We start from the raw sequence: 25781 nt of genomic DNA, 5'->3' as shown, positions 1-25781 counted from the left end.
AAATAAATACAGACAGCGCGGGCCCGCACCCGCGCGAGCGCTCACTCCATGTCGCATTCCGGTCTTACGCGGACGGCCGCCGCGCCGCCGTCGCTGTCCAGTCATGCCGCCGATACCGCGCGCCTCGCCGCGCCGCTCGCGATCGCGCAACTCTCGCAGATGGCGATGAGCGTCACCGACACGGTGCTGCTCGGCTCGCTCGGCCCCGATTCGCTCGCGGCGGGCGGCCTCGGCGCCAACTTCTTCTTCGTCATCGTGACCGTGCTGCAGGGCGTGCTGTCGTCGATCAGCGTGAGCGTCGCGCATGCGCGCGGCGCGCAGGCGGAACATCGCGTGCCGCACATCTACTGGACCGGCTTCGTGCTGTCCGTGCTGCTCGCGATTCCGGCGATCGTCGCGCTGTCGCTGTCCGAACCGATCCTGCTGATGTTCCACGAGCCGCCGACGCTCGCGCATCACGTCGGCGAGTACACCGGCATCTTGCGGTTCGCGGCGCTCGGCAGCCTGATCGGCGTCGGACTGATGCGTGCATTCCTGCCGGCGATCGGCGCCGCACGACGCCTGCTGTGGGTGTCGATCGGCGGCGTCGGCGTCAACGGCGTGCTGAACTACGGGCTGATCCACGGCGCATTCGGCTTGCCGCGGCTCGGTTTCCTCGGCTCGGCGGTCGCGACGACCATCACCATCTGGCTCACCGCGCTCGCGCTGATCTGGCTGCTGCACGGCCGCCAGCGGTTCCGTCATTTCGTGACCGCCGCCCGCCCGAAACTGCCCATGATGGGCGAGCTGATCGGCATCGGCTGGCCGGTGGCGATCACGTACGGGGTCGAATCGACGCTCTTCCTCGCCACCGGCCTCACCATCGGCGTGCTCGGCGCGACGTCGCTTGCCGCGCATCAGATCGCGCTGAACGTCGCGTCGGTCGCGTTCATGGTGCCGCTTGCGATCGGCCAGGCCGCCAACGTGCGGGTCGGCTACTGGGTCGGCGCCGGCCAGCCGGTCGCCGCGCGCCATGCGGGCTTCGTCGCGCTCGGGCTCGGCGTCGCGTTCATGTCGCTGTCGGGGCTCGTGCTGATCGTCGCGCCGCATGCGATCGTCGGCCTGTATCTGCAACTCGACGACCCGGCCAACGCGGCGACCGTGTCGCTGGCCGCGTCGCTCCTCGGCATCGCCGCGGTGTTCCAGATCGTCGACGGCATGCAGACCGTCGGGTCGGGTGCACTGCGCGGGCTGCGGGACACGCGCATCCCGATGCTCGCGGCGACCTTCGGCTACTGGGGCATCGGTTTCCCGACCGGTTACTGGCTGGCGTTCCATGCCGGCCTCGGCGCGCGCGGCCTGTGGTGGGGGCTCGCGGCCGGCCTCGCGAGCGTCGCCGTGCTGATGGCTTGGCGCTTTCACCGGAAGACCGCGTCGCTCGTCGCGCCGACGCGTTGAACTCGGCACGACGCGAAATCGCGGCCGGCGCTATGCTTGTCGGCTGAAGACCCAAGGACGCCGCGCCAGCGGCGCGACTGCCTCACGATACGCCAGACGCCGCGCCACGCGCGGCCTTTCCCCTTCCCAAGAGGAGTGCATCATGAACGAAGCAGTTCGGATGGAACGCGACACGTTCGGCGAGATCGCCGTGCCGGCCAACCGGCTCTGGGGCGCGCAGACGGAACGCTCGCTGCAGAATTTCCGGATCTCGACGGAGAAGCAGTCGCCCGAGCTGATCCACGCGCTCGCGATCGTCAAGCGCGCCTCGGCCGCCGTGAACCAGTCGCTCGGCGTGCTGGCCGACGACAAGGCGCGCGCGATCATCGACGCGGCCGACGAGATCATCGCGGGCAAGCATCCGCGCGAATTCCCGCTCGCGGTCTGGCAGACGGGCTCCGGCACGCAGACCAACATGAACCTCAACGAGGTGATCGCGAACCGGGCGAGCGAGCTGCTCGGCGGCGAGCGCGGCGAAGCACGCAAGGTCCACCCGAACGACGACGTGAACCGCGGCCAGTCGTCGAACGACGTGTTCCCGACCGCGATGCATGTCGCGGCCGCCTACGCGATCGTCAACCACCTGCTGCCCGCGCTGCGCACGCTGCGCGCGACGCTCGACGCGAAGTCGAAGGCTTTCGCCGACATCGTGAAGATCGGCCGCACGCACCTGCAGGACGCGACGCCGCTCACGCTCGGGCAGGAGTTTTCCGGCTATGTCGCGCAGCTCGACCAGGGCATCCGGCACGTCGAATCGGCGCTGCCGCACCTGTACGAACTCGCGCTCGGCGGCACCGCCGTCGGCACCGGGCTGAACGCGCATCCGGAGTTCGCGGTGCGCGTGGCCGACGAGATCGGCCGGCTGACGAAGCTGCCGTTCGTGACCGCACCGAGCAAGTTCGAGGTGATGGCGGCCGCCGATGCGCTGGTGTTCGCGCACGGCGCGCTGAAGACGGTCGCGGCCGGCCTGATGAAGATCGCCAACGACGTCCGCTGGCTCGCGAGCGGGCCGCGCTGCGGGCTCGGCGAACTGTCGATTCCGGAGAACGAACCGGGCAGCTCGATCATGCCGGGCAAGGTGAACCCGACGCAGTCGGAAGCCGTGACGATGCTGTGCTGCCAGGTGTTCGGCAACGACGTCGCGGTCAACGTCGGCGGCGCCAGCGGCAATTTCGAGCTGAACGTGTTCCGGCCGATGATCGCGCACAACGTGCTTCAGTCGGTGCGGCTGCTCGCCGACGGCGCGCAGAGCTTCAACGACCACTGCGCGGCGGGCATCGAGCCGAACCGCGCGCGCATCGACCTGCTGCTGAACGAATCGCTGATGCTCGTCACGGCGCTCAATCCGCACATCGGCTACGACAAGGCCGCGCAGATCGCGAAGAAAGCGCACAAGGAAGGCACGACGCTGAAGGCCGCCGCGCTCGCGCTCGGCTACCTGACCGAGGCGGAATTCGACGCGTGGGTGCGCCCCGAAGAGATGATCGGAGCGCGGTAATCGCGGGGAGGTGACGCGATGACGGGCGCGGCACGCATGCGCGGCGCCCGCTGTCGTCAGACGGTGCCCTTCGCCACTTCCTCGGGCTTCATCTCGACGATCTTGTCGAGCGCGGCGCGCACGTCGGCCGCATATTTGGCGAGCACCTTCTGCTCGTCGGTCTCGGGCACGAACGGCGGCACCGGCACCGGGTTGCCGTTCTCGTCGACCGCGACGAACACGACGAGGCAATCGGTCGTCTGGCGCAACACGCCGCCCTTAGGATCGCCGGCATGCACGGACACATGGATGTGCATGCTGGTGCGCCCCGTCGCGACGACGCGCGCCTTCAGTTCGACCAGGTTGCCGACGAGAATCGGACGCTGGAAGCGGATGTTGCCAACGCTGACCGTCACGCAATAGCGGCTCGACCAGACCGCCGCACACGCATACGCGACCTCGTCGATCCACTTCATCAGCGCGCCGCCATGCACCTTGCCGCCGAAGTTCACGGACGACGGCTCGGCGAGGAAGCGGAATACGGTTTCGGTGCGGTCGAGGGCGGCCGGTACGGGGGACGGTTGGGACATCGTGGTAGCTCCAGGCGGCGGGGGCACTGCAATCGGCGCATTATACGTTGCACTGCGGCAACACGTCGCGGCGCCCGCCCCACCCGCTGAGCCGGCGTCGGCGCCGGAAATCGGCGCCCGTCAGCGGCGCACCGTGATCCCCTGGTCGATCGTCCCGTACATCTCGAGGCTGCCGCCCCCCGCGCCGCCCTGCGCACAGGCCGCGCAGAGGAGCGCGGCCGCCAACAGGCAGAAAATCGTCTTCATCGTTGCATCGTGTCGCATCCGGCGGCCCACTGCCGCCGCGTCGGGTCATTCTACGCGCGCGCGACGGGCGACCGCCGGTCGCGCACCGCCCCGCCGCATCCGACATTTCATCCGAACGCGAAACATCGAATGCGCGCAGCGCCTACACTGCAGTCATTCCGCCTGACGAGACACGACGATGACCGATCACGACGACCACCACTTTCCAGGCCTGAGCCGGATCGGCGCACTGATCGCCGATCCCGGGCGCGCCGCGATGCTGTGGGTGCTGATGGACGGCAGCGCGCGGCCGGCCGGCGAACTGACGATGATCGCGGGGCTCTCGCCGTCCGCGGCGAGCGCGCACCTTGCGCGCCTGACCGAAGGTGGCCTGCTCGCGCTCGACGTGCGTGGCCGGCACCGCTACTACCGGCTTGCGTCGGCCGACATCGCGGCATCGCTCGAGGCACTCGCGAACGTGGCCCGCGCGGCCGCGCCGAACCGTCCGGTGCCGCCGCCGTCGCGCACGGTGCCGGCCGAACTGCGCTATGCGCGTACCTGCTACGACCACATGGCCGGCGAGCTCGCGGTCCGCATCTTCGACGGGCTCACCGCGCGCGGCTGGCTGCAGGCGGACGGCGACGCGATCGAGGCCACCGAGCTCGGCACGCAGGCGCTCGCGCGCTGGGGCATCGACGTCGCACAGCAGCGCACGCGCCGCCGCCGTTTCGCATGCGGCTGTCTCGACTGGAGCGAGCGCCGTCCGCATCTCGGCGGCGCGCTGGGCGCGGCACTCCTCGACAGCTTCTGCGCGCACGGCTGGATCGAGCGTGCCGCGCGGCCGCGCGTGCTGCGCGTCACCGTGCCCGGACAGCAGATTTTCGACGACTGGCTTACGTCCGCTTGACGCGCACATTGCGACCGGACGACAACGGCGCGCGATGGACAGGTTTTGTTACATCGCGTGCCATTCGACTTACAAAACACCGAGCACTGAAACAGGCCGAGCGGATATTGTGAACTCAACGGCACGAATCGACGCGCCGCGATAACGACGAAGACGCTCATCATGGCCTCCCTGTTCACGCTCAAGCGAACCGCCCGCTGCACGCTGCTCGCGTTCGCCACGCTGGCGACCCTGCCCTCCGCATTCGCGCAAGCGACACAGGCCGCGGCATATGCGGCCGCCGCCCGACAGCCGGGCGGCGATCCGCCGAGCCGCGTCGCCCGGCTCAACTACATGTCGGGTGCCGTGACGACGGAGCCCGCCGGCACCGATACGTGGTCGTACGCCGCCGTGAACCGGCCGCTGACGACCGGCGACCAGCTGTGGAACGATGCCGGCGCGCGCTCGGAGCTGCACATCGGCTCGACGGCGGTGCGTCTCGGCGAATCGACGAGCCTGTCGGTTCTGAACCTCGACGACAACACGACGCAGCTGAAGGTCGGGCTCGGCACCGTGTCGACGCACGTGCGCGATCTGCCGCCGGGCGGAACCTACGAAATCGATACGCCCAATCTCGCGCTCGGCGTCACGGGCCCGGGCGACTATCGCGTCGATGTCGCGCCGAACGGCGAGACGACGACGGTCACCGTCCGCAGCGGCAGCGCGACCGTCTACGGCAGCAACGGGCAGTATCCGCTGTCGCCCGGGCAGCAGGTCGTGTTCACCGGCACCGACCTGCAGGTCGCGCAGCAATCGGCCGCACCGGCCCCCGACGCGCTCGACCAGTGGGCCGCCGGCCGCGATGCGGCCGAGCAGCGCTCGGTGTCGGCCCGCTACGTATCGCGCGACATTCCCGGCTATCAGGACCTCGACGCGAACGGTACTTGGCGCGAAACGCCGAATTACGGCAACGTCTGGGTGCCGAACGACACGCCGGCCGACTGGGCGCCGTATCACGACGGTCACTGGATCTGGCAGGCGCCGTGGGGCTGGACGTGGGTCGACGATGCGCCGTGGGGCTTCGCGCCTTATCACTACGGCCGCTGGGCCTATGTCGACGACAGCTGGGCGTGGGTGCCCGGCCCGATGGTCGTCAGCCAGCCGCCCGTCTACGCGCCGGCGCTCGTCGCGTTCGTGGGTGGAGGCGGCGGTCCCGACTGGAGCGTCGCGCTGACGGTCGGCGGCGTCGCCGCAGCCGGCTGCGCGTGGTTCGCACTCGGCCCGGGCGAACCCTGGCATCCCGGCTGGGGTGGCTGGAGCCCGCATTACTACGATCGCGTGAACCGGAACATCGTGGTCAACAACGTGACGGTCAACAAGACCGTGAACGTGACGAACATCAACAACGTAACCAACATCACGAACATCAACAAGACGTACGTGAACTTCCGGGCGCCGCATGCGATCACGGCCGTGCCGGCATCCGCGTTCGTGCACGGTCAGCCGGTCGCGCACTTCTCGCAGCGCGTCGATCCGCAGCAATGGCGCAATGCGCACGTGATGCCGGGCACCCCCGGCATCGCGCCGGTACGCCAGAGCTTTACCGGCGGACTGCGCACGGCCAGCTACCGCCCGCCGGCGGCGATCGGACAGCACACGTTCGTCGCGACACGCAATCCGGCGGTGCCGGCTGCATATCGCGACCAGGCGGCCGCGCATCTCGCCCGGCAAGGCGGGCGCGTGCCGGGCGCGGGCGCGCCCGTCGCGAGGACGAATGTGCCGGCCGACTATACGGCTCGCCCGGTTCGCGTTCCGGGCAATCCGAAAGCCGGTGCATGGGCGATGCGCAACGTGCAGCTCGTGAATCCGCACGGTCCCGTCGTGCAACCGGCGCTCGCGCCGCGCGACGGGCAGCCCGCGCCGGCACAGGCAGAGGCACAGGCCGCACGGCCGGGTGCCCCGATGCCGATCATGCCGAATGGCGTGCGGCCGATGAACGGCGAAGCCCCCAATGCGCCGCGCGTCGCGAACGGGGCCACGCCGCAGGCGCCGGGCAATCCGGCTCTGCATCAGGCGCCCGGCGCCGGAAATGGCGTCCCGCACCCGCCGACGGCCGCCAACGCGCCGACCGGGCACGACAACACGCACGCTGCCGCGGCGCCCGCGCCCGCGTGGATGCAGCCGCACACGCCGATGGAGCGTCAGCGCCCGACGCCGCCGACGGCACTCCACGCAGCGGGACAGAATGCCCTGCCGCCCGTGCGCAGTGCGGCGGCGGTCCCGCATCCGGAAGCCGCGCACGGCACGCAACCCGATGCGCGACAGGAAACGCCGCGCGCGTTACCGCAACCACGGATCGATACGACTGCGCAGATTCCGCAGCCACGTCCGCGTCCTGACTTCGCGGCACCGGCCCAGCATGCGCAGCCGCGGCCCGAACGGGCGGCCCCGACACCGCAACCGCGCCCCGAATACCCGCAACCGGCACCGCGGCGCGAGGTCGCGCCGCCGCGCGTGAACGAGTACCGCCCGCCCGCGCCGGCCGTGCACGACATGCCGCGGCCGCAGCCGCAGGCGCCGCGCATGGAGCCGCGGCCGTCGATGCCCGCGCCGCGCATGGAACCGCGGCCGCAACCGGCGCCGCACGTCGAGGCGCCGCGCCCGAGCAATCCGCCGCCCGGCGGCCATGAGGAGCGGCACCGCCAATAACCGCCCGATGAAACGGAAAGGCCCGACCGGCGAATACCGGTCGGGCCTTCTTCATTCCATCTGTCGCGGATCGCGTAACCCGCGCCGCCGTCGAACGCCGGGGCTCAGACCGCCATCGGCGCGGTCAACGGCTCATGATGCCGGTAGCCGACGAGCGAGAAGTCGGACGGCTCGATCTGCTCGAGCCATTCGGGTGCATAAACGCCCGTCTTCGCGTAGTCCGGCACGCGCTCGGCGATCTCGAGTCGCGGGCTGTCGTACGGTTCGCGCGTGAGCTGCTGCTGCAGCATGTCGAGTTGGTTCTCGTAGATGTGCGCGTCACCGATGAAGTACGTGAACCAGCGCGGCGTGTAACCCGTCAGCCGGCCGACGAGCGACAGCAGCGCGGCCCCTTCCGTCAGGTTGAACGGCGTGCCGAGCCCGACGTCGTTGCTGCGGATGTACAGGCACAGCGAAATCTCGCGCTTCGTGACGTTCGGCAGGAACTGGTACAGCAGATGGCACGCGGGCAGCGCGATCTGGTCGAGTACGGCCGGATTCCACGCGTGAAACAGGATGCGGCGATCGGCCGGGTTCTCCATGATCGTGTCGAGACACTGGCGCAACTGGTCGATCGCCTTGTACAGCAGCACCTTCGGCGCACCGTCCTCGTCGAAGCGCGTGACGATCCGGAAACCGCGGCGCGTCGCGTCGGCGATCTGCGCGTCGGCGCCCGCGTCGAGCACCTTGTAGCCGGGCCACTGGCGCCATTGCACGCCGTACACGTCACCCAGATCGTCGACGCCCTGGCGGTACGGGTTCGCGAGCCACTGCGCATTGTCGTTCGCGTTCGCGTCCCACACCTTGCAGCCGAGCGCGCGGAAATCGGCCGCGCTGCGCGATGCCCGCAGGAAGCCAACCAGTTCGCCGATCGCGGACTTGAACGCGAGCTTCTTGGTCGTCACGGCCGGGAAACCTTGCTGCAGGTCGAACCGCAGCATCGCACCGGGCATGCTGATGGTGCGGATGCCCGTGCGGTTCTCCTGCCAGGTGCCGGTGTCGAGAATGGTGCGAACGAGGTCGAGGTACTGTTTCATGCGGGTTCCTTCGGCCGCGAGGGCGGCCGTCACCCGCCAATTTTAGCAAGCGTGACGCGGAACCTCCGGCAACGGCGCCGAAAACCCTCCCAGCGGGTCGCTGCGATCGCGCATGCCATGCGCGCACATCAGCCGGTACAACGTGACGCGCGACACGCCGAGTTCGCGCGCCGCATCGGCGAAACGGCCGCGGTGGCGCAGCAGCGCCTGCTCGATCGCCTGCCGTTCGGCCGCTTCCCGCGCCTCGGTGAGCGAGACGGGCGCCAGGATCGCGAATTCGTTGAGCTCGAGATCGGCCGCGGTAATCATCCGGCCCTCCGACATCACGATCGCGCGGCGCACGCGATTGATCAGCTCGCGCACGTTGCCCGGCCACGAATAACCGTACAGCGCGGCGATCGCGTCCGGCGAGAAACCGCGCAGACGGCGATGCGCATCGCCCTTGAAACGCTCGAGCATGTGGCGCGCCAGCAGTTCGATGTCCTTGCCGCGCGCGCGCAGCGGCGGCTCCTCGATCTTCAGCACGCACAGCCGATGGAACAGGTCCTCGCGGAACCGCCCGTCGCGCAGCGCCGCTTCCATGTCCACGTGCGTCGCGCAGATCACGCGCACGTCGACCGGCACCGACACATGCGCGCCGAGCCGCTCGATCTTGCCTTCCTGCAGGAATCGCAGCAGGCTCGCCTGGCTCTCGAGCGGCAGGTCGCCGATCTCGTCGAGAAACAGCGTGCCGCCGTTCGCGGCCTCGACACGGCCGATCTTGCGCTGATTCGCGCCCGTAAAAGCACCGCGCTCGTAGCCGAACAGTTCGGCCTGCAGCAGCGTCGACGGAATCGCACCGCAATTGATCGCGACGAACGGCGCCTGCGCGCGCGCCGAGCGCTCGTGGATCGCAACGGCCGTCAGTTCCTTGCCGGTACCCGATTCGCCGGAGATGAACACCGGTGCATCGGTCGTGGCGACGCGCCGGATCGTCCTGAAGAGGCCGAGCATCGCGTCGCAGGTGCCGACCATCTCGCCTTCGGCGCGCCCGGCGCCGACGGGCGACGCCACCGGGTCGGTCAGCGCGACCATGCCGTGCGCATGGCCGATGGTCTCGACGATGCGCGACGCCTCGTACGGCATCGTCACGTAGTCGAAGCAATAGTCGCGAATGAGATGTCGCAGCGTGGCGTCCTGCAACTGCCCACGCCGGGTCGCCGCGATCCAGCCGATTTGCTGGATGCTCAAGCACGTTTCGAGTTCGCGCAGATCGGCGGGCCGAAAACCCGGCGAGAAATCGAGCAGGCCGGCGGTTGCCACGCCGTGCTGCACGACACGCCGCACGTCGCGTGCGCTTTCCGCAAGATCGACGCGCCACCCGCATTCGTCGAAATGCCCGCGCAACGCGTCGTTCGGCTCGCGCGAGAAATAGATCACATGCCGCTGCTCGGCTCCCATATGCCCACCCCGTTCATCAACCGTCTAACGATTGCCGTACACGCCAAGTCACGTGCAAAAGGATCGAACCGGGTCAGCCGAAGCGGCTCGATTCGCCATGCCGATGCGCGGCGGCGACCAGCCTCGCATGATGGCGCTTGTCTCGCGTCCAGTTATTTTTTTGGTCACGACGGCTTAGTTATAGGCGCTGAATACGACAAACCAATTGCAGCGCAAAGGGGCGAGCGGCCGAATCGCTCAATGGTCGACGTTTATCAATCATCTGCACATAGCACACGCGCAGCGACGCGTACCTGCATCGACACACGCGCAGATTTTCATCCTTGAAGCGTTTTGATTGAATCCGCAGTATTCCCAAGCCCCGTCGTTTCACGCCTGAAACATTTCCCGGCGTTTTCGATTGCGATTCATGACGCTCCCCCGCAAATCGCAGACGCGACAACGCTCCTCGCCCGATGGCATGCATTTCGCTGAATGTGCAACGGATCGGAGAAGGCGGCCATGCGAACACTTTTTTCACGGTCTTGCGTGCAGATGACGATAGCGTTTGCGCTCGCGTGCCCGTTCATGCCGGCACGCTCGGAAGAAGGCACGCGGCCCGAACGCGCGATGCTGCTTGCCGATAACGCGCCGCGCATGCAACAGGACAACCGCATCGGTATCGTGCCGATCGCCGCACCCAAACCGCGTTCGTCGAGCAACACATGGGTGACGCTGTGGGACGAGCTCGCCCCGCCTGCTCCGCTGCCGATCCCGATTCCTGTTCCGCTTCCCGGCAACGCGCAACATGCGATGGAGGGAAACACCGGAAACCGCATGCATCGATAATCCGCTCACGACGCCACATGCCGCTCAATCGATGAGGATTACAGATCGAATGGGATGAGTCAGGCCGTTTCATGCGGCGTCGATATCTCGACGCAAACCGTTTTTTGTGTCCGTCCCCCGGCGGGCACTCTTTTTATTCAGGACATCACGGCGCAAAGGCCGCACCTCGTCGCCACCGCCGACGAGGCGCGGCGGACCGAAAACCGCCAATGCGCCCGCGCGACCGCATCGATGCGGTCGCGCGCCGCCATTCCGGTAGAATCGGCGCCATTCCGGTTCTCCTCTTCCCCGACCTTCATGACGACGTTGACCCTGATCGTCGCGCGCGCCCGCAACGGCATCATCGGCCGCGACAACCAGTTGCCCTGGAAACTTCCCGAGGACCTCGCGTTCTTCAAGCGCACGACGATGGGCGCGCCGATCGTGATGGGCCGCAAGACCCACGAGTCGATCGGTCGGCCGCTGCCGGGCCGCCGCAATATCGTCGTCACGCGCGACGCAACGCGCCGCTTCGACGGCTGCGACACCGTCACGTCCCTCGCCGATGCGCTCGCGCTCGCCGCGCGCGACGGGGTCGCCGAAGCATTCCTGATCGGCGGCGCACAGCTCTATGCGGAAGGCCTGGAACTTGCCGACAAGCTGGTCGTCACCGAAATCGACGCGGACTTCGAGGGCGATGCGTCGTTCCCGGCGCCCGATCCCGCGCACTGGCACGAAGTGTCGCGCGACCCGCACCAGGCCGCCGCGCCAAACACGTTCGGCTATGCGTTCGTCGTCTACGCGCGCAAGCGCGGCTGACACGCGGCACACGACAAAAAGCCCGACCGGCGCACCCACGCCGGTCGGGCTTTTCTGTTTCCTGGCAGCCGACGCCGCGCCGTTTACTGCCCGGCGATCGTCATCTGCTCGATCAGCACCGAGCCCGTTTCCTTCGTACCGCGCACGATCGAATCCGCACCGATCGCGACGATATGCCGGAACATCTCCTGCAACGTGCTCGCGACGGTGATTTCCTCGACCGGATACTGGATCACGCCGTTCTCGACCCAGAAGCCGGCCGCGCCGCGCGAATAATCGCCGGTCACGTAGTTCACGCCCTGCCCCATCAGCTCGGTCAACAGCAGGCCCGTGCCGAGCTTCTTCAGCATCGCGTCGAAATCGTCGCCCGGCTGCGTGTTCGAACTGCGCAGCGCGAGGTTGTGCGAGCCGCCCGCGTTGCCGGTCGTCTGCGTGCCGAGCTTGCGCGCCGAATAGGTCGACAGGAAGTAGCCTTCGACGACGCCGTCGCTGACGACGCTGCGCGCACGCGTGCGCACGCCTTCCTCGTCGAACGGCGCGCTGCCCATCGCACGCGGCACGTGCGGATCCTCGACGACCTGCACGTGCGGCGCGAACACCGGCTTGCCGAGGCTGTCGACGAGGAACGACGTCTTGCGGTACAGCGCGCCGCCGCTGACGGCCTGCACGAATGCGCCGAGCAGGCCGGCCGCGAGCGGCGCCTCGAACAGCACGGGCACCTTGCGGGTGTCGAGACGGCGCGCGCCCATTCGCGCCAGCGCACGCTCGGCCGCATAGCGCCCGACGGCTTCCGGCGCAGCGAGGTCGACCGCGCTGCGCTTCGACGAATACCAGTCGTCCCGCTGCATGTGGCGGCCGGTGCCCGCGATCGGCGCACACGCGATGTAGTGGCGCGAGTACGGGTAGCCGGCGAGGAAGCCGCGCGACGTCGCGAGCACGAACTGCGAATGCTGTGCCGACACGCTCGCGCCTTCCGAGTTGCGGATCTGCGGGCTGACCGCGAACGCGGCGTCTTCCGCGCGGCGGGCGAGCTCGACGGCCTCGTCGGCCGTCAGCGCCCACGGGTGGTAGAGATCGAGGTCGCGCGGATCGGTTTCGAGCAGCTCGGCCTCGGCGAGGCCGGCCGCGTCGTCCTCGGCCGTGAAGCGCGCGATGTTGTACGCGGCGGCGACGGTATCCTTGATCGCGGCCGGCGAGAAATCCGACGTGCTCGCGTTGCCGCGCTTCTTGCCGATGAACACCGTCACGCCGACCATCTTGTCGCGGTTGTGTTCGATCGTCTCGACCTCGCCGCGGCGCACCGACACCGACAGGCCGTCGCCTTCGGAGATTTCGGTCGCGGCGTCCGTCGCGCCGAGCGCCTTCGCATGGCGAAGGATGTCCGAGGCAATTTCTTTGAGCTGGTCCTGCGTGTGCGGGAAATAGCGCGCTTGTACGTCGAGATTGGCTGCCATCGTCGTGATATCCGGTGGCGGGCGAGCCGCCCGCATGTTCAAAATGTTGCGTATCCCGCGATCATAGCAAGGTCCGGGGCCACATACCGACAAGCTTGGGGTGTCCGCGCCGCGATACAATGCCGCCCATGACACGCAAAACCCGAATCCAGCCGATCGAGCACGCCGACGACGACACCGGCAATGGCTACGATCGCCCCAGCAAATCCCAGTTGAAACGCGAGATGCACGCGCTGCAGGAGCTCGGCCAGGCCCTGGTCGACCTGCCGAAGGACGCGCTCAAGCGCATGCCGATGCCCGAGGACCTCGCCGACGCCGTGCGCGAGGCGCGCCGGATCACCGACCACGAAGGCAAGCGCCGCCAGCTCCAGTACGTCGGCCGCGTGATGCGCTCGCTGACCGACGAGGAAACGGCCGCGCTGCGCACCGCGCTGGACGCCCAGCGAGGCGTGAACAAGGCCGCGACCGCCCGCCTGCACTGGATCGAGCGCACGCGCGAGCAGCTGCTCGCCAGCGACGACGCGCTGACCGAATTCCTCCGCCTGCACCCCGAAGCCGACATCCAGGAAGGCCGCACGCTGATCCGCAACGCACGCAAGGAAGCGCAGCAAGGCAAGCCGCCGCGCTATTTCCGCGAGCTGTTCCAGTGGATCAAGACCGCGAGCGGTACGGACGAGGCCGACGCAGACGAAGCGCCGGACGAAGCCGGAGACGACCATGACGACGAAGCGTAACCACCCGGACGAGCTCGTGGTCGGCCTCGTGTCGATCAGCGACCGCGCCAGCACGGGCGTTTATGAGGACAAGGGCATTCCGGCGTTGCAGGAATGGCTCGCCGGCGCATTGCGCTCGCCGTGGCGCGCCGAAACCCGGCTGATCCAGGACGACGCGCCGACGATCTCCGCCACGCTGGCAGAACTCGTCGACGTCGCGGGGTGCGATCTGGTGCTGACGACCGGCGGCACCGGCCCCGCGCGGCGCGACGTGACGCCGGAAGCCACGCTGGCCGTTGCGACGAAGGAAATGCCGGGATTCGGCGAACAGATGCGGCAGATCAGCCTGAATTTCGTGCCGACCGCGATCCTGTCGCGGCAGGTCGCGGTGATCCGCGAGACGGCCGACCACGCGGCGCTGATCATCAACCTGCCCGGCCAGCCGAAGTCGATCCGGGAAACGCTCGAAGGGCTGCGCGACGCCGACGGCAAGTCGACCGTGCCCGGCATCTTCGCGGCCGTACCCTACTGCATCGACCTGATCGGCGGCCCGTACATCGAGACCGACGCCGCGGTGGTCGCGGCGTTCCGGCCGAAGAGCGCGCAACGCGCGCCGCGCTGAGCGCGTGCCGGCCCGCTCAGGCGGCCGGCGCGGACTCGCCTGCCGGCGCCGACGCGGCCGGAATCAGGAAATGCTCGCGGTAATACTTCAGTTCGTCGATCGACTCGTGGATGTCCGCGAGCGCCGTGTGCATCGCGCGCTTCTGGAAGCCCTTGTAGATCGCGGGCTGCCAGCGGCGGCACAGCTCCTTGAGCGTGCTGACGTCCAGGTTGCGGTAGTGGAAGAATCGCTCGAATTCCGGCATCCAGCGCGCCATGAAACGGCGATCCTGGCAGATCGAATTGCCGCACATCGGCGACTTGCCGGGCGATACATACTGCGCGAGGAACGCCTGCAGCTGCGCGGCAGCCTCCGCCTCGGTCACGGTCGACGCGCGCACGCGCTCGATCAGGCCCGAGCGGCCGTGCGTCGACTTGTTCCAGTCGTCCATCTTCGCGAGCGTTTCGTCGCTCTGGTGGATCGCGAACACGGGGCCTTCCACCGCGATGTCGAGCGTGGAATTGGTCACGACGACCGCGATTTCGATGATGCGGTCGTTATCCGGGTCGAGGCCCGTCATCTCCATGTCGAGCCAGACGAGGTTCAACTCGTTGCGCACGAGCGCGGGCTGGCTGGCGGAAGCGGCGGTATCGGTCATGAGTCATCCTGGAAAATGGCGGACGGCGCGCAGCGCCGCCCGGGCGGCCGGCATCGCGTGAGCGGGCCCGGTCCGCAAGAACATATAATTCTCGCATAGAACCCTTTGGCGCCTTCGATGTCACCCTTTTCGTTCACCCTGCTGTTCGCGATCGCCGTGCTCGCGATGGTCGTCACCAAGCTGTGGCTCGCGTCGCGGCAGATCCGCTTCGTCGCCGCACATCGCAACGACGTGCCCGCGCAGTTCAGCGCCACCATTCCGCTGACCGCCCACCAGCGCGCCGCCGACTACACGGTCGAGCGCACCCGGCTGGCGATGTTTGAAATCGTCGTCAGCGCGGCCGTGCTGGTCGGCCTTACCCTGCTCGGCGGCGTCGGCGCCCTCGACACGCTGCTGACGGGCTGGTTCGGCCGCGGCTACGGTCAGCAGGTCGCGCTCGTCGCCGTCGTGCTCGCGATCATGGGCGCGATCGACGTGCCGTTCGAGTATTACCGCCAGTTCGGGATCGAACAGCGGTTCGGCTTCAACCGCATGACCAAGCGCCTGTTCTTCACCGACATGCTGAAGAACACGCTGCTCGGCGCCGTGCTCGGCCTGCCGCTGCTGTTCGTCGTGCTGTGGCTGATGAACCAGGCCGGCAGCCTGTGGTGGCTGTGGACCTGGATCGTCTGGGTCGCATTCCAGATGCTCGTGCTGCTGATCTACCCGACCTTCATCGCGCCGATCTTCAACAAGTTCGAACCGCTGAAGGACGAAGCGCTGCGCACGCGCATCGAGTCGCTGATGAAGCGGTGCGGCTTCGCGGCGAAGGGTCTGTTCGTGATGGACGGCAGCCGCCGTTCCGCGCACGGCAACGCGTACTTCACGGGCTTCGGTGCGTCGAAGCGGATCGTATTCTTCGACACGCTGCTCGCGCGGCTGTCCGGCCAGGAAATCGAGGCCGTGCTCGCGCACGAACTCGGCCACTTCAAGCGCCGCCACGTAATGAAGCGGATGCTCGTGTCGTTCGTGCTGAGCCTCGTGCTGCTCGCGCTGCTCGGCTGGCTCGCGCAGCGCACGTGGTTCTATACGGGGCTCGGCGTCACGCCGTCGCTCGACACGAGCAACGCGGGCGCCGCGCTCGTGCTGTTCTTCCTCGCGATCCCCGTGTTCCTGTTCTTCGCGACGCCGTTCAGCAGCCTCACGTCGCGCAAGCATGAATTCGAGGCCGACGCGTTCGCGGCGAGCCAGACCGATGCGCAGGATCTCGTCAGCGCACTCGTGAAGCTTTACGAGGACAACGCGTCGACCCTCACGCCGGACCCCGTCTACACGGCCTTCTACTACTCGCATCCGCCGGCGTCGCAGCGGATCGACCGCCTGATGCAGCACGCATGAGCCGGCCGACCTCCCGCAAGCCGGCTCCGCGCGCATCGGGCGCGCCGCGTGTCGAAGGCCGCGTGATCGCGGCGCACGGCCGCCACTATATCGTCGCGCCCGACGACGGCGGCCCGATGCTGCAGTGCTTCCCGCGCGGCAAGAAAAGCGAGATCGCGGTCGGCGACCGCGTCGTGTACGAACAGGCGTCGGCCGACCAGGGCGTGATCGTCGAGATCGGCGAGCGGCGCAACCTGCTATACCGTTCCGACCAGTTCAAGTCGAAGCTCTTCGCGGCCAACCTCGATCAGCTGCTGATCGTGCTCGCGACCGAGCCCTATTTCAGCGAGGATCTCCTCGGCCGCGCGCTGATCGCGGCCGAAGCGAATGAACTGAAGCCGCTCGTCGTGCTGAACAAGATCGACGTCGAGGCCGCGCTGCCGGTCGCCCGCGAGCGCCTCGCGCCCTACCGCGCGCTCGGCTACGACGTGCTCGAACTGTCGGTGAAGGGCGCGCCCGACGATGCGCGTGCGCAACTGATGCCGCATCTGGCCGGGCATTCGACGATCCTGCTCGGCCAGTCCGGGATGGGCAAGTCGACGCTCGTGAACCTGCTCGTGCCCGATGCCGAAGCCGCGACCCGGGAAATCTCGGCCGCGCTCAACAGCGGCCGTCACACGACGACGTTCACGCGCCTCTACCCGCTCGAAGGCGGCGGCGCGCTGATCGATTCGCCGGGTTTCCAGGAATTCGGCCTCTACCACCTGACGGAAGGCCGCCTCGAGCGCGCGTTCCCGGAATTCCGCCCGCTGCTCGCGGACTGCCGTTTCTATAATTGCCATCATCTGCACGAGCCGGGCTGCGCGATTCTCGAAGCCGTCTCCGACGGCCGCATCTCACCGTCGCGGCATGCGCTTTACGCACAGCTCGTGCACGAGGCAAGCCAGATCGTCCGCTGAGCGCACGGCGGGCAGAAGGCGGCCGGGGCGCCGGCCCGGCCTTCACCGACAGGAGCCGCGATGCGTTTCAAGGCCCCCAATCTCGCCACCGCGCAGCATTGGGCGAATGTGCTGCAGGCGGCCGGCATCGGCTGCGAACTGCACAACTGCTACGCCACCGGCGCGCTCGGCGGCCTGCCCGCCGACGCTTGCGCCCCCGAGCTGTGGCTCGACGACGAGCGCGACGATGCGCTCGCTCGGCGGCTCCTCGATGCGGCGTCGCATGGCCCGTCGGCCGGCGCCGCTCCGTGGCGCTGCCGTCGATGCGGCGAGGCGCTGGAGGCTCAGTTCACCGCCTGCTGGCAATGCGGCGCCGTACGCGATCCGCTCGACGACTGAGCGGACTGACCTGGCGCATGGCAAAAAGGCCGGCATGCAGCCGGCCTTTTCGTTTCATCGCGCACGTGCGCTGCGGCGTCACGACACCCAGACGGCCAGCGTCAGCATCAACAGCAGGATCATCCACAGGATCACGGCGCGCCAAACCAGGCCGACCGCGGACTGCAGCGTGCGCGGCGTGCAATCATCGCCGACCGTCAACGGGCCGCTGTCGCCGACCGCCAACGCGTCGAGACTCGACGGTTCCGCGAGCGGCCCCGCGAGGCGCGCGCCGAGCGCGCCGCTGCCGGCCGCGAGCAGCACGCCGTCGTTCGGGTCGGGCCACTGGCGCGTGTGATTGCGCCACGCGTAGATCGCATCCTCGAAGTTGCCGACGATCGCGAAGCCGAGCGCGGTCAGTCGCGACGGAATCCAGTCGATCACGAAGAACGCGCGCTGCGCGAACGTCGAGAACGCGGCCGTGCGATCGTCGCCCGGCGTCGACCAACTTCGCGCGAGATATTCGGAGATGCGGTACAGCACGGCACCGGCCGGACCGATGGGCAGCACGTACCAGAAGAACACGCCGAACACGTGGCGATGCGACGCAACGACCGCATGAATCAGCGTATGGCGGACGATTTCGCCGACCGGCATGTCGACCGTGTCGAGGCCCGTCCACTCGTGCAGGATTTCACGCGCGCGCGGCACGTCGTCGTTGTTGAGCGCGAGATGGATATCGGTGAAATAGTGGCTGAACTGGCGGAAGCCGAGCGTGAAGTACACGACGACGACGTTCCAGATGAACGCGAGCACGAAGCTCACCTTGAACAGCAGAAAGTAGATCAGCGCGACGATCAGCACCCACGGCAGCACGACTGCAAGCCATGCGAGCACACCATGCTTTTGCTTGCCGGCGTCGAGGCCATGCGCGACGGTTTCCGCATGAAACTGGAACAGGGCGAACACCGGATTGCTCGGCGACAACGCGCGGACCTGTTCGATGATGAGGGCGAGAAGAACCGAAAAGAAAGTCATGCGTGGCGCCGTCTTCGGAGTTATGTCATTTTTTGCATAACGATAGCACAGCGTAAGCAGCGCATGGCTGCCGACGCGACGGGCCGGCGGCCGGCCGCGTGCGCGGGTTCGGGCCGGATGCTATCCGGCTGCCAAGAAGCGGTACAGATTGCGCAACATGCCGGCAGTTGCGCCCCAGATGAAGTAATGCCCTGCCGATTCGCCGTTCGGATAGGGCATCGCAAAAAAACGACGCTCGCCACCTTCCCAGCGGAACACGCGCACCTGGTGGTTCGCCGGACTCATCAGGAACGCGAGCGGTACCTCGAAAATCTCGGCAACCTCGAACGTGTCGGCCTGCACGGTAAACGGCGGATGCACGAGCCCCACGATGGGCGTCACGCAGAAGCCGGTCCCCGTCAGGTAGTCGGGCAGCGCACCGAGCACCTCCACCGGTTCGGCGGCCAGTCCGATTTCTTCCTTCGCCTCGCGCAACGCGGTCGCCGTCGCATCGCGATCGAACGGCTCGCGACGGCCACCGGGGAAGCTGATCTGCCCGGCGTGGTCGTTCAGGTGGTCGGCGCGCTGGGTCAGCAGCACGGTGAGGCCGCCCTCGCGAACGACGAGCGGGATGAGGACGGCGGCGCTGCGCGGATCGACGCCCTCCTGCAGCCGTGCCTCTCCGGGCTCGACGCTCCATTCGAGCGTGCGCGCGAAACGCTCGCGCAGCCCGGGCGGGGTCATCAAGCGGGTTTCGATGGACGGCAAGCCGGCGCCAGTGCCTTCGACCGGCAGCATTTCGGGATCAATGATGGGGCGGCGATTCAATGGGGATCTCGAGTTCGTGACGTATCGAGCATATTGTCGCGCCAGAATGAAAAAAGCACCCGGGAGGGTGCTTTTTCCTTACAGCTCTTACTCTTGGGAAGCTGCTGCGGCGCGATCCTTCGACACCAGCTTTTCCTTGATTCGAGCCGACTTGCCCGAACGCTCGCGCAGGTAGTACAGCTTCGCGCGACGCACATCACCGCGACGCTTCACGACGATGCTCGCCAGCAGCGGCGAGTAGGTCTGGAACGTACGCTCGACGCCTTCGCCCGACGAAATCTTGCGGACGATGAAGTTCGAGTTCAGACCACGGTTGCGAATCGCGATCACGACGCCTTCGTACGCCTGAACGCGCTTGCGGTTACCTTCAACCACGTTCACGTTCACGATCACCGTGTCGCCCGGGGCGAATTCGGGGATCGTCTTGCCGGCGAGCGCGCGCTCGATCTCTTCCTGCTCAAGTTTTGCGATCAGATTCATCACTGACTCCTAAAGCCATCTTGTCGGCGTTTGCACCCGCCTGCTTCCAGGCTTGGCCCCGATAGAGGATGGATTCACATCAGGCACCGCGCACGCATGCACGGCACCGCCATTCCCGCCCGCGCCGCCGCCTCAGGAGGCGTTCTTCGCTTCGCGTGCGAGGTTCGCAAGCCATGCCTCGTCGGCACGGCTCAACAACTTCTCGCGGCGCGCCCGGACGATCAGGTCCGGCCGCTTCCGCAACGTATTCCTCAATGCTTCCTGGCGCCGCCACCGCTCGATCTCGGCATGATGGCCGCCGAGCAGCACGTCCGGCACGCGCATCCCCTCGTATTCCTCGGGGCGCGTGTAATGCGGACAATCGAGCAGCCCGTCGGCGAAGCTGTCCTGCACAGCCGACTGCGCGTCGTTCAGCACGCCGGGCAGCAGGCGCACGACGGCATCCATCATCGCCATCGCCGGCAGTTCACCGCCGGACAGAACGAAATCGCCGAGGCTGATTTCCTCGTCGACGCACCGGTCGAGCAGACGCTGATCGATCGCCTCGTAGCGGCCGCACAGCACGATGACACCAGGCTCCTGCGCCATTCGCACCGCACGTTCGTGCGTGAACGGTGCACCTTGCGGCGACATCATCACCACACGCGTGCTCGCGACGCCCTGCTCCGCCTGCGCTGCTTTCGCAGCGCCGATCGCGGCCTCGAGCGGCCTGGCCAGCATCACCATACCCGGACCGCCGCCGTACGGACGATCGTCGACCGTGCGGTAGTTGTCCGTCGTGAAATCACGCGGATTCCAGGTGCGCAGCCCGAAGCGCCCCTGCTTCACGGCCCGGCTGGTGATTCCCCAGTCGGTCAGTGCGCGGAACATTTCGGGAAAGAGCGTGACGACGTCGAACTGCACCGCGCTCTCCGTAACCTGGTTCATTAGTAATCGGCTTCCCAGTCGACGACGATGCGACGTGCCGCCTGATCCACCGTTTTGACGTAGACGCCGACGAACGGAATCAGCCGTTCGTCGGTGGTCGGCCGACCATCCTTGCCGACTGCCGGATACTCGACGCGCATGATCGAATGCACGCCGTTGTCGATCATCCCGCTCACCGTCCCGAGCGCCACCGATTGCTCGTTGACGACCTCGAGGCCGATCAGGTCGACCCAATAGAATTCGTCCGCGGCCAATGCCGGGAAATCTTCCCGGCGCACGAACACGCGAAAGCCGCGCAAAGCCATTGCGGCATCGCGGTCGCTGACACCCGCGGTATGCGCGACGACTGTGTCGCCGTGCGTCTTCGACTGCAGGATGCGGGCAGACAAGCGCTCCCCACCCCGTTCCAGCCACCAGCGGCACGCCTTGAGCAGCGCATCGCCGCCGCGACCGGCGTCTGCATGCGTCGCCACCTTGACCCAGCCTTTCAGGCCATAGGCGTCGACGACCGCCCCGACCTCGACAGCATCGTCGGGCCAGGCTTGTACTGCCTCGAGACTGCCCTGCTCGGCAGCCACACCGGCGCTCGCGACAGTGTCGCGCTCGACCGGCTTGCGGACGAATGCGCCAAATGACGCTCGCCCGCGCTTTGCGTTACCGGAATCGTGACCGGACATCAATGCTCCTTGCAGCCGGCACGACCGGCACACCGCGCCATGTTAGGCAGCCGGTTGCGCCTTTTGCGCTTCCTTCACGAGACGCTGGACGGTCGGCGACAGTTGCGCGCCAACGCCTTGCCAGTACGTCAGGCGGTCCTGAGCGATACGCAGCGATTCGCCCTTCGTGGCGACCGGGTTGTAGAAGCCGACGCGCTCGATAAAGCGGCCGTCACGACGGTTGCGCGAATCGGTAGCGACGATGTTGTAGAACGGGCGCTTCTTCGAGCCGCCGCGAGCCAGACGGATGATAACCATATGAAATCCTTCGGGAAAACCGGGTTCGAAACTACTGAAACGTGCGATTATAGCCGGAAACCAAAGCCACAACAAACACTTACGCGCAAAAATTCCACGGACGCCCTGCACGCCGGGCATACAATCGTCGCGTTCACGACGCTTATCGCCGCCATGCCGCCATCTTGCGTCACCCTGGCGCGCCGCGCGCAGCACCGCCTCGCGGGCTTGCTGACCGGCCTCCTCACCTGCCTCGCAGCGACCGCGGCTTGCGCCGCAACGCCGGCGGACAAACTCGTCGTGCCGCCCGGCTTCCACGTCGACGTGCTGACCGACGCCGTGCCGACCGCCCGCGAAATGGTGTGGTCGCCGCGCGGAATCCTGTATGTCGGCTCGCGGGAAGGCCGCGTGCATGCATTTGTGATGCAGGAGGGACGGATCACGGCCCGCTACGTGATCGCATCGGGGCTCGACATGCCCGTCGGCGTCGCGTATCGCGACGGCGCGCTCTATATCTCCGCCGTGTCGCGTATTCTGCGCCTCGATCACATCGACGACCGGCTCGCCAAGCCTCCGACGCCGGCCGTCGTGACGGATACGCTGCCGACCGATCATCATCACGGCTGGAAATTCATCGCATTCGGCCCCGACGGCAAGCTCTACGTGCCGACCGGCGCCCCATGCAACGTGTGCCTCGCCGATCGCGGTCGATACGCGATCATCGCACGCATGAACGCGGACGGCAGCGGCCGGGAAGTGTTTGCCCGCGGCGTGCGCAATACCGTCGGCTTTGCCTGGCACCCCGAGTCGCGCGAGCTGTGGTTCACCGACAACGGGCGCGACTTGATGGGCGACGACGTGCCCGACGACAAGCTGAATCGAGCGCCGCGCGCAGGCCTCGATTTCGGCTTTCCATACTGCCACGGCGGCGACACGCCCGACCCTGAATTCGGGAGCCCCGACGTGTGCCGCCGCTACGCGCCGCCCGTGCTGAAACTCGGCGCGCACGTCGCGGCACTCGGCATGCGCTTCTATACGGGGACAATGTTTCCGGCGTCATATCGCAACAACATCTTCATTGCCGAGCATGGTTCGTGGAATCGCAGCACGAAGGTCGGCTATCGCGTAATGCGCGCGGTCGTGTCGGCCGACGGCAGCCATGCAAGCCAGACACCGTTCATCACGGGCTGGCTGCGCGCGGACGGCACCGTGTGGGGGCGCCCGGCCGACGTCCTGCCGCTGCCGGACGGCTCGCTGCTCGTCAGCGACGACTACGCAGGCGCCATCTACCGCATCACCTATGCGGCACCTTGACGCAGGCAAGGGGTGACCGGGCCCGACCGGGCATCGTAGAATGCGTGCCGGGCCGAGCGCCCCGCGCCGGCCTGCCGGCCGCCCATGCCAACGATAATCCGCCGCCATCCATGTCCAGCAGCACCGCATCGTCCCGCCGCTTCCGCTCCAAGACGCTCACCGCCGCCCTCGCGTTCCTGCTCGGTTCGCTCGGCGCGCACCGCTTCTACCTGTACGGCTTTCGCGACGTGTACGGCTGGGCGCACCTGCTCGCGACGATCGTCGGGATCCCGGGTTTCCTGCTGCTCGCCGCGACCCAGCGCAGCGCCAACCTCGGCTGGTGGCTCGCCGTGCCGGGTGCGATCTCGCTTCTGGCTGCGTTCCTCGCCGCGCTCGTCTACGGCCTGCGCCCCGACGAGAAGTGGGACGCGCAATTCAATGCCGACACCGGCAAGCACAGCCAGTCAGGCTGGACGGTGATCTTCATCGTGATCTTCTCGCTGCTGATCGGTGCGTTCCTGCTGATGACCGCCCTCGCGCTGTCGTTCCAGACGTACTTCGAATCGCAAGTCGAAGCGGCAAAGCAAATCTCGCAGTAAGCGCCAACACGCGTCGGCCGGATCAGAACAGGCTCAGTTGCACGTCGTCACGCGACTTCGTGCCGGTCGCGCCCGCCACTGGGCGCTGCGCTGCCGCCCCGGTCGCCGGCGCACCGCGAAACTGCGACAGATCCAGAATGCCGTTCGCACGCTCGTTCAACCCTAGCCGCTTCACGGCCTGACGGAACCGCTGCCGCAACAGGTCCGCCCAGATTCCCTCGCCCTTCATCCGCTTCGCGAAATCCGAGTCGTAGTCCTTCCCGCCGCGCATGTCGCGCACGCGGTTCATCACGCGCTCCGCGCGATCGGGGAAATGCGCGGAGAGCCAGTTCTTGAACAGCGGCGCGACCTCCCACGGCAGCCGCAGGATGATGTAACTCGCGTGCGTCGCGCCGGCTTCCGCACAAGCTTCCAGCACACGCTCCATGTCCGGCTCGGTGACGAACGGGATCATCGGTGCAATGCTGACGCCCACCGGCACGCCCGCATCACGCAGCGCGCGGATCGTGCGCAGCCGGCGCGCCGGCGTCGCCGCACGCGGCTCGAGCGTGCGCGCGAGATCGGCATCGAGCGTCGTGATCGTGACCGCGGCCATCACCTGCCCGCGCTCGGCCATCGGGGCCAGCAGATCCAGATCGCGCTCGATCAGGGACGATTTCGTGATCGCGGCGAACGGCAGCCCGTGATCGTGCATCACCTGGATCACACTGCGCGTGATGCGCAGATCGCGCTCGACCGGCTGGTATGCATCGGTGTTGACGCCGAGCGCGATCGGCTCCGGCACGTAGCGCTTGCGCGAAATCTCGCGCTCGAGCAATTCGGCCGCGTTGACCTTCGCATAGATGCGGCTCTCGAAATCGAGCCCCGGCGACAGACCGAGGTAACTATGGGTCGGCCGTGCAAAGCAGTAGATGCAGCCATGCTCGCAGCCGCGATACGGATTGAGCGACACGCTGAACGGTATGTCCGGCGACTGGTTGTGCGTCAGGATGCTCTTTGCGCGCTCCTCGAACACCTGCGTGCGCAGCGGCGCGGGCAGGTCGGCGTCGTCCAATTCGTGTGTCCAGCCGTCGTCGACCGCTTCGCGCAGCGCCGTTTCGTATCGCCCCTGGAGGTTGTCGACCGCACCGCGCCCCTTGCGGGGCGCCGGCGGTGCTATCGGAAATTCGTTGTCGGACCGACCGTCCATACGCTCACCCATTCGCCTGCACCCAATACTGTACATTTATACAGTATTGGGTGCAGCATGCCAAGGGCGGGATTGAGGGACGGGCTGCACGCAGCTGCCACGGTCATTCGCCGACCGAGATCGTCAGCGTCTCCTTGATTTCTTCCATCACGACATAGCTTTTCGACTGCACCGCGCCGGGCAGCTGCAGCAGGATGTCGCCCAGCAGCTTGCGATAGTCGGCCATTTCACCGATGCGCGCCTTGATCAGGTAATCGAAGTCGCCGGACACGAGATGGCACTCGAGCACCTCGTCGATCTTCATCACTTCGCGCCGGAACTGCTCGAACATGTTGCCGCCCTTGTGGCCGAGCGTGATCTCGACGAATACCAGCAACGCGGCGCCGAGCTGGCCCGGATCGACGCGTGCGTGATAGCCGGTGATGACGCCGTCGCGCTCCATGCGCCGCACGCGCTCGATACACGGCGTGACGGTCAGCCCGACCTGCTCCGCGAGGTCCTTCATCGCCATCCGGCCGTCGTCCTGGAGCAGTTTGAGGATGCGCCGGTCGAGCTTGTCGAGCGAGCGTACTGGCTGGCGTTGCGTTCTCATTTGTTTATGCTGAAAACCTGAAAAATACGATAACAAAACCTGCACATTCGACAATACCATAGCGCAAAAAACTAGATCAGCTAGAGGTTACACGGAGACGCAAGTGCGCCCGGCCTCGACCTGATCCTTCCATCTGGAGCAGCTATGCGAGTCGTCATTCTGGGCAGCGGTGTGGTGGGCGTGGCAAGCGCGTATTACCTCGCGCGCGCCGGTCATGAAGTCACGGTGATCGACCGGGAAGCCGGCCCGGCACTCGAGACGAGCTTCGCGAACGCAGGTCAGATCTCGCCCGGCTATGCC

28 protein-coding genes are annotated in these 25781 nt (G+C 67.2%); 14 read left to right on the top strand and 14 right to left on the bottom strand.

Annotated elements, in window-relative coordinates:
• The first annotated feature begins 48 nt into the window (after positions 1-48).
• Positions 49-1437 (top strand): multidrug efflux MATE transporter NorM, encoded by a 1389-nt coding sequence (gene norM, locus ACV22V_RS27505; protein WP_059523779.1) that lies wholly within the window; start codon positions 49-51, stop codon positions 1435-1437.
• A gap of 142 nt (positions 1438-1579) precedes the next feature.
• Complete coding sequence (gene fumC, locus ACV22V_RS27500; protein WP_448016076.1) at positions 1580-2974, top strand: class II fumarate hydratase; 1395 nt, start codon at positions 1580-1582, stop codon at positions 2972-2974.
• A 56-nt stretch (positions 2975-3030) separates the two neighbouring features.
• Here fumC and ACV22V_RS27495 read toward each other — a convergent pair whose 3' ends face one another.
• Positions 3031-3543, bottom strand: a complete 513-nt coding sequence (locus ACV22V_RS27495) for an acyl-CoA thioesterase (RefSeq protein ID WP_014897688.1) — start codon at positions 3541-3543, stop codon at positions 3031-3033.
• 120 nt (positions 3544-3663) lie between these two features.
• Entirely contained in the window at positions 3664-3789 is a 126-nt protein-coding gene (locus ACV22V_RS27490; protein WP_448016075.1) for a hypothetical protein, read from the bottom strand.
• Between the two features lie 178 nt (positions 3790-3967).
• Between ACV22V_RS27490 and ACV22V_RS27485 the strand changes: the two genes are divergently transcribed.
• Positions 3968-4675, top strand: coding sequence for an ArsR/SmtB family transcription factor (locus ACV22V_RS27485; protein ID WP_448016074.1), 708 nt, complete (start codon positions 3968-3970; stop codon positions 4673-4675).
• Between the two features lie 162 nt (positions 4676-4837).
• Positions 4838-7363, top strand: coding sequence for a DUF6600 domain-containing protein (locus ACV22V_RS27480; RefSeq protein WP_448016073.1), 2526 nt, complete (start codon positions 4838-4840; stop codon positions 7361-7363).
• 104 nt (positions 7364-7467) lie between these two features.
• On the opposite strand, the gene ACV22V_RS27475 is transcribed toward ACV22V_RS27480, so the two are convergent.
• Positions 7468-8439: a thymidylate synthase gene (locus ACV22V_RS27475; protein ID WP_059523845.1), complete on the bottom strand. Its 972-nt coding sequence runs from the start codon at positions 8437-8439 to the stop codon at positions 7468-7470.
• A 42-nt stretch (positions 8440-8481) separates the two neighbouring features.
• Complete coding sequence (locus ACV22V_RS27470; RefSeq protein ID WP_059523787.1) at positions 8482-9879, bottom strand: sigma-54 dependent transcriptional regulator; 1398 nt, start codon at positions 9877-9879, stop codon at positions 8482-8484.
• A gap of 609 nt (positions 9880-10488) precedes the next feature.
• Here ACV22V_RS27470 and ACV22V_RS27465 point away from each other — a divergent pair.
• Both ACV22V_RS27465 and ACV22V_RS27460 read left to right on the top strand, forming a co-directional pair.
• Positions 10489-10707, top strand: coding sequence for a hypothetical protein (locus ACV22V_RS27465; RefSeq protein WP_448016072.1), 219 nt, complete (start codon positions 10489-10491; stop codon positions 10705-10707).
• A 297-nt stretch (positions 10708-11004) separates the two neighbouring features.
• Positions 11005-11505 (top strand): dihydrofolate reductase, encoded by a 501-nt coding sequence (locus ACV22V_RS27460; protein WP_059691064.1) that lies wholly within the window; start codon positions 11005-11007, stop codon positions 11503-11505.
• 83 nt (positions 11506-11588) lie between these two features.
• On the opposite strand, the gene pmbA is transcribed toward ACV22V_RS27460, so the two are convergent.
• Positions 11589-12959, bottom strand: coding sequence for a metalloprotease PmbA (gene pmbA, locus ACV22V_RS27455; protein WP_059523791.1), 1371 nt, complete (start codon positions 12957-12959; stop codon positions 11589-11591).
• 128 nt (positions 12960-13087) lie between these two features.
• On the opposite strand from pmbA, the gene yjgA reads away from it, so the two are divergent.
• A complete protein-coding gene (yjgA, locus tag ACV22V_RS27450; RefSeq protein WP_290371025.1) occupies positions 13088-13693 on the top strand; it encodes a ribosome biogenesis factor YjgA in 606 nt (201 codons plus the stop codon).
• The gene (gene mog / locus ACV22V_RS27445) at positions 13677-14294 is read left to right on the top strand and encodes a molybdopterin adenylyltransferase (protein WP_081259227.1); all 618 of its coding nucleotides are present in this window, start codon (positions 13677-13679) and stop codon (positions 14292-14294) included. The genes yjgA and mog overlap by 17 nt, the downstream gene beginning before the upstream one ends.
• Before the next feature lie 16 nt (positions 14295-14310).
• Here the strand turns inward: mog and orn are convergent, their stop codons facing one another.
• Positions 14311-14931 (bottom strand): oligoribonuclease, encoded by a 621-nt coding sequence (gene orn, locus ACV22V_RS27440; protein ID WP_059523795.1) that lies wholly within the window; start codon positions 14929-14931, stop codon positions 14311-14313.
• Positions 14932-15048: 117 nt separating this feature from the next.
• On the opposite strand from orn, the gene ACV22V_RS27435 reads away from it, so the two are divergent.
• Genes ACV22V_RS27435 through ACV22V_RS27425 form a run of 3 tightly spaced genes read left to right on the top strand, consistent with a single transcriptional unit; the run spans position 15049 to position 17624 of the window.
• Positions 15049-16308, top strand: a complete 1260-nt coding sequence (locus ACV22V_RS27435; RefSeq protein ID WP_059691062.1) for a M48 family metallopeptidase — start codon at positions 15049-15051, stop codon at positions 16306-16308.
• Positions 16305-17246, top strand: a complete 942-nt coding sequence (gene rsgA / locus ACV22V_RS27430) for a ribosome small subunit-dependent GTPase A (protein ID WP_059691061.1) — start codon at positions 16305-16307, stop codon at positions 17244-17246. Before ACV22V_RS27435 ends, rsgA begins: the two co-directional genes overlap by 4 nt.
• Before the next feature lie 60 nt (positions 17247-17306).
• Positions 17307-17624 (top strand): putative signal transducing protein, encoded by a 318-nt coding sequence (locus ACV22V_RS27425; RefSeq protein WP_059523802.1) that lies wholly within the window; start codon positions 17307-17309, stop codon positions 17622-17624.
• Positions 17625-17702: 78 nt separating this feature from the next.
• On the opposite strand, the gene ACV22V_RS27420 is transcribed toward ACV22V_RS27425, so the two are convergent.
• The 6 genes from ACV22V_RS27420 to rpsP form a co-directional block, all read right to left on the bottom strand.
• Positions 17703-18641: a CobD/CbiB family protein gene (locus ACV22V_RS27420; RefSeq protein WP_059523804.1), complete on the bottom strand. Its 939-nt coding sequence runs from the start codon at positions 18639-18641 to the stop codon at positions 17703-17705.
• 120 nt (positions 18642-18761) lie between these two features.
• Positions 18762-19448 (bottom strand): CoA pyrophosphatase, encoded by a 687-nt coding sequence (locus ACV22V_RS27415; RefSeq protein WP_448016071.1) that lies wholly within the window; start codon positions 19446-19448, stop codon positions 18762-18764.
• An 87-nt stretch (positions 19449-19535) separates the two neighbouring features.
• Complete coding sequence (gene rplS / locus ACV22V_RS27410) at positions 19536-19928, bottom strand: 50S ribosomal protein L19 (protein ID WP_006753174.1); 393 nt, start codon at positions 19926-19928, stop codon at positions 19536-19538.
• Positions 19929-20060: 132 nt separating this feature from the next.
• The gene (trmD, locus tag ACV22V_RS27405; RefSeq protein WP_059447922.1) at positions 20061-20855 is read right to left on the bottom strand and encodes a tRNA (guanosine(37)-N1)-methyltransferase TrmD; all 795 of its coding nucleotides are present in this window, start codon (positions 20853-20855) and stop codon (positions 20061-20063) included.
• Positions 20855-21532, bottom strand: a complete 678-nt coding sequence (gene rimM, locus ACV22V_RS27400; protein WP_448016070.1) for a ribosome maturation factor RimM — start codon at positions 21530-21532, stop codon at positions 20855-20857. The genes trmD and rimM overlap by 1 nt, the downstream gene beginning before the upstream one ends.
• 42 nt (positions 21533-21574) lie before the next feature.
• Positions 21575-21829: a 30S ribosomal protein S16 gene (rpsP, locus tag ACV22V_RS27395; RefSeq protein WP_006476550.1), complete on the bottom strand. Its 255-nt coding sequence runs from the start codon at positions 21827-21829 to the stop codon at positions 21575-21577.
• Between the two features lie 153 nt (positions 21830-21982).
• Here rpsP and ACV22V_RS27390 point away from each other — a divergent pair, with 153 nt between their 5' ends.
• Entirely contained in the window at positions 21983-23122 is a 1140-nt protein-coding gene (locus ACV22V_RS27390) for a PQQ-dependent sugar dehydrogenase (RefSeq protein WP_448016069.1), read from the top strand.
• A 110-nt stretch (positions 23123-23232) separates the two neighbouring features.
• A complete protein-coding gene (locus ACV22V_RS27385; RefSeq protein WP_059523814.1) occupies positions 23233-23700 on the top strand; it encodes an NINE protein in 468 nt (155 codons plus the stop codon).
• A 22-nt stretch (positions 23701-23722) separates the two neighbouring features.
• Here ACV22V_RS27385 and ACV22V_RS27380 read toward each other — a convergent pair whose 3' ends face one another.
• Positions 23723-24901 carry a PA0069 family radical SAM protein gene (locus tag ACV22V_RS27380; RefSeq protein ID WP_448016068.1) on the bottom strand — a complete coding sequence of 393 codons (1179 nt, stop codon included), beginning with the start codon at positions 24899-24901 and terminating at the stop codon, positions 23723-23725.
• Between the two features lie 91 nt (positions 24902-24992).
• Positions 24993-25481, bottom strand: coding sequence for an Lrp/AsnC ligand binding domain-containing protein (locus ACV22V_RS27375; protein ID WP_006762687.1), 489 nt, complete (start codon positions 25479-25481; stop codon positions 24993-24995).
• Between the two features lie 144 nt (positions 25482-25625).
• Between ACV22V_RS27375 and ACV22V_RS27370 the strand changes: the two genes are divergently transcribed.
• On the top strand, positions 25626-25781 hold a 156-nt coding region (locus ACV22V_RS27370), incomplete at its 3' end, for an FAD-dependent oxidoreductase (protein WP_448016098.1).

It is taken from the genome of Burkholderia sp. AW33-5, assembly GCF_053427615.1.
The sequence above is the reverse complement of the archived record's forward strand: the minus strand, read 5'-3'. Positions and strand labels throughout refer to the sequence as shown.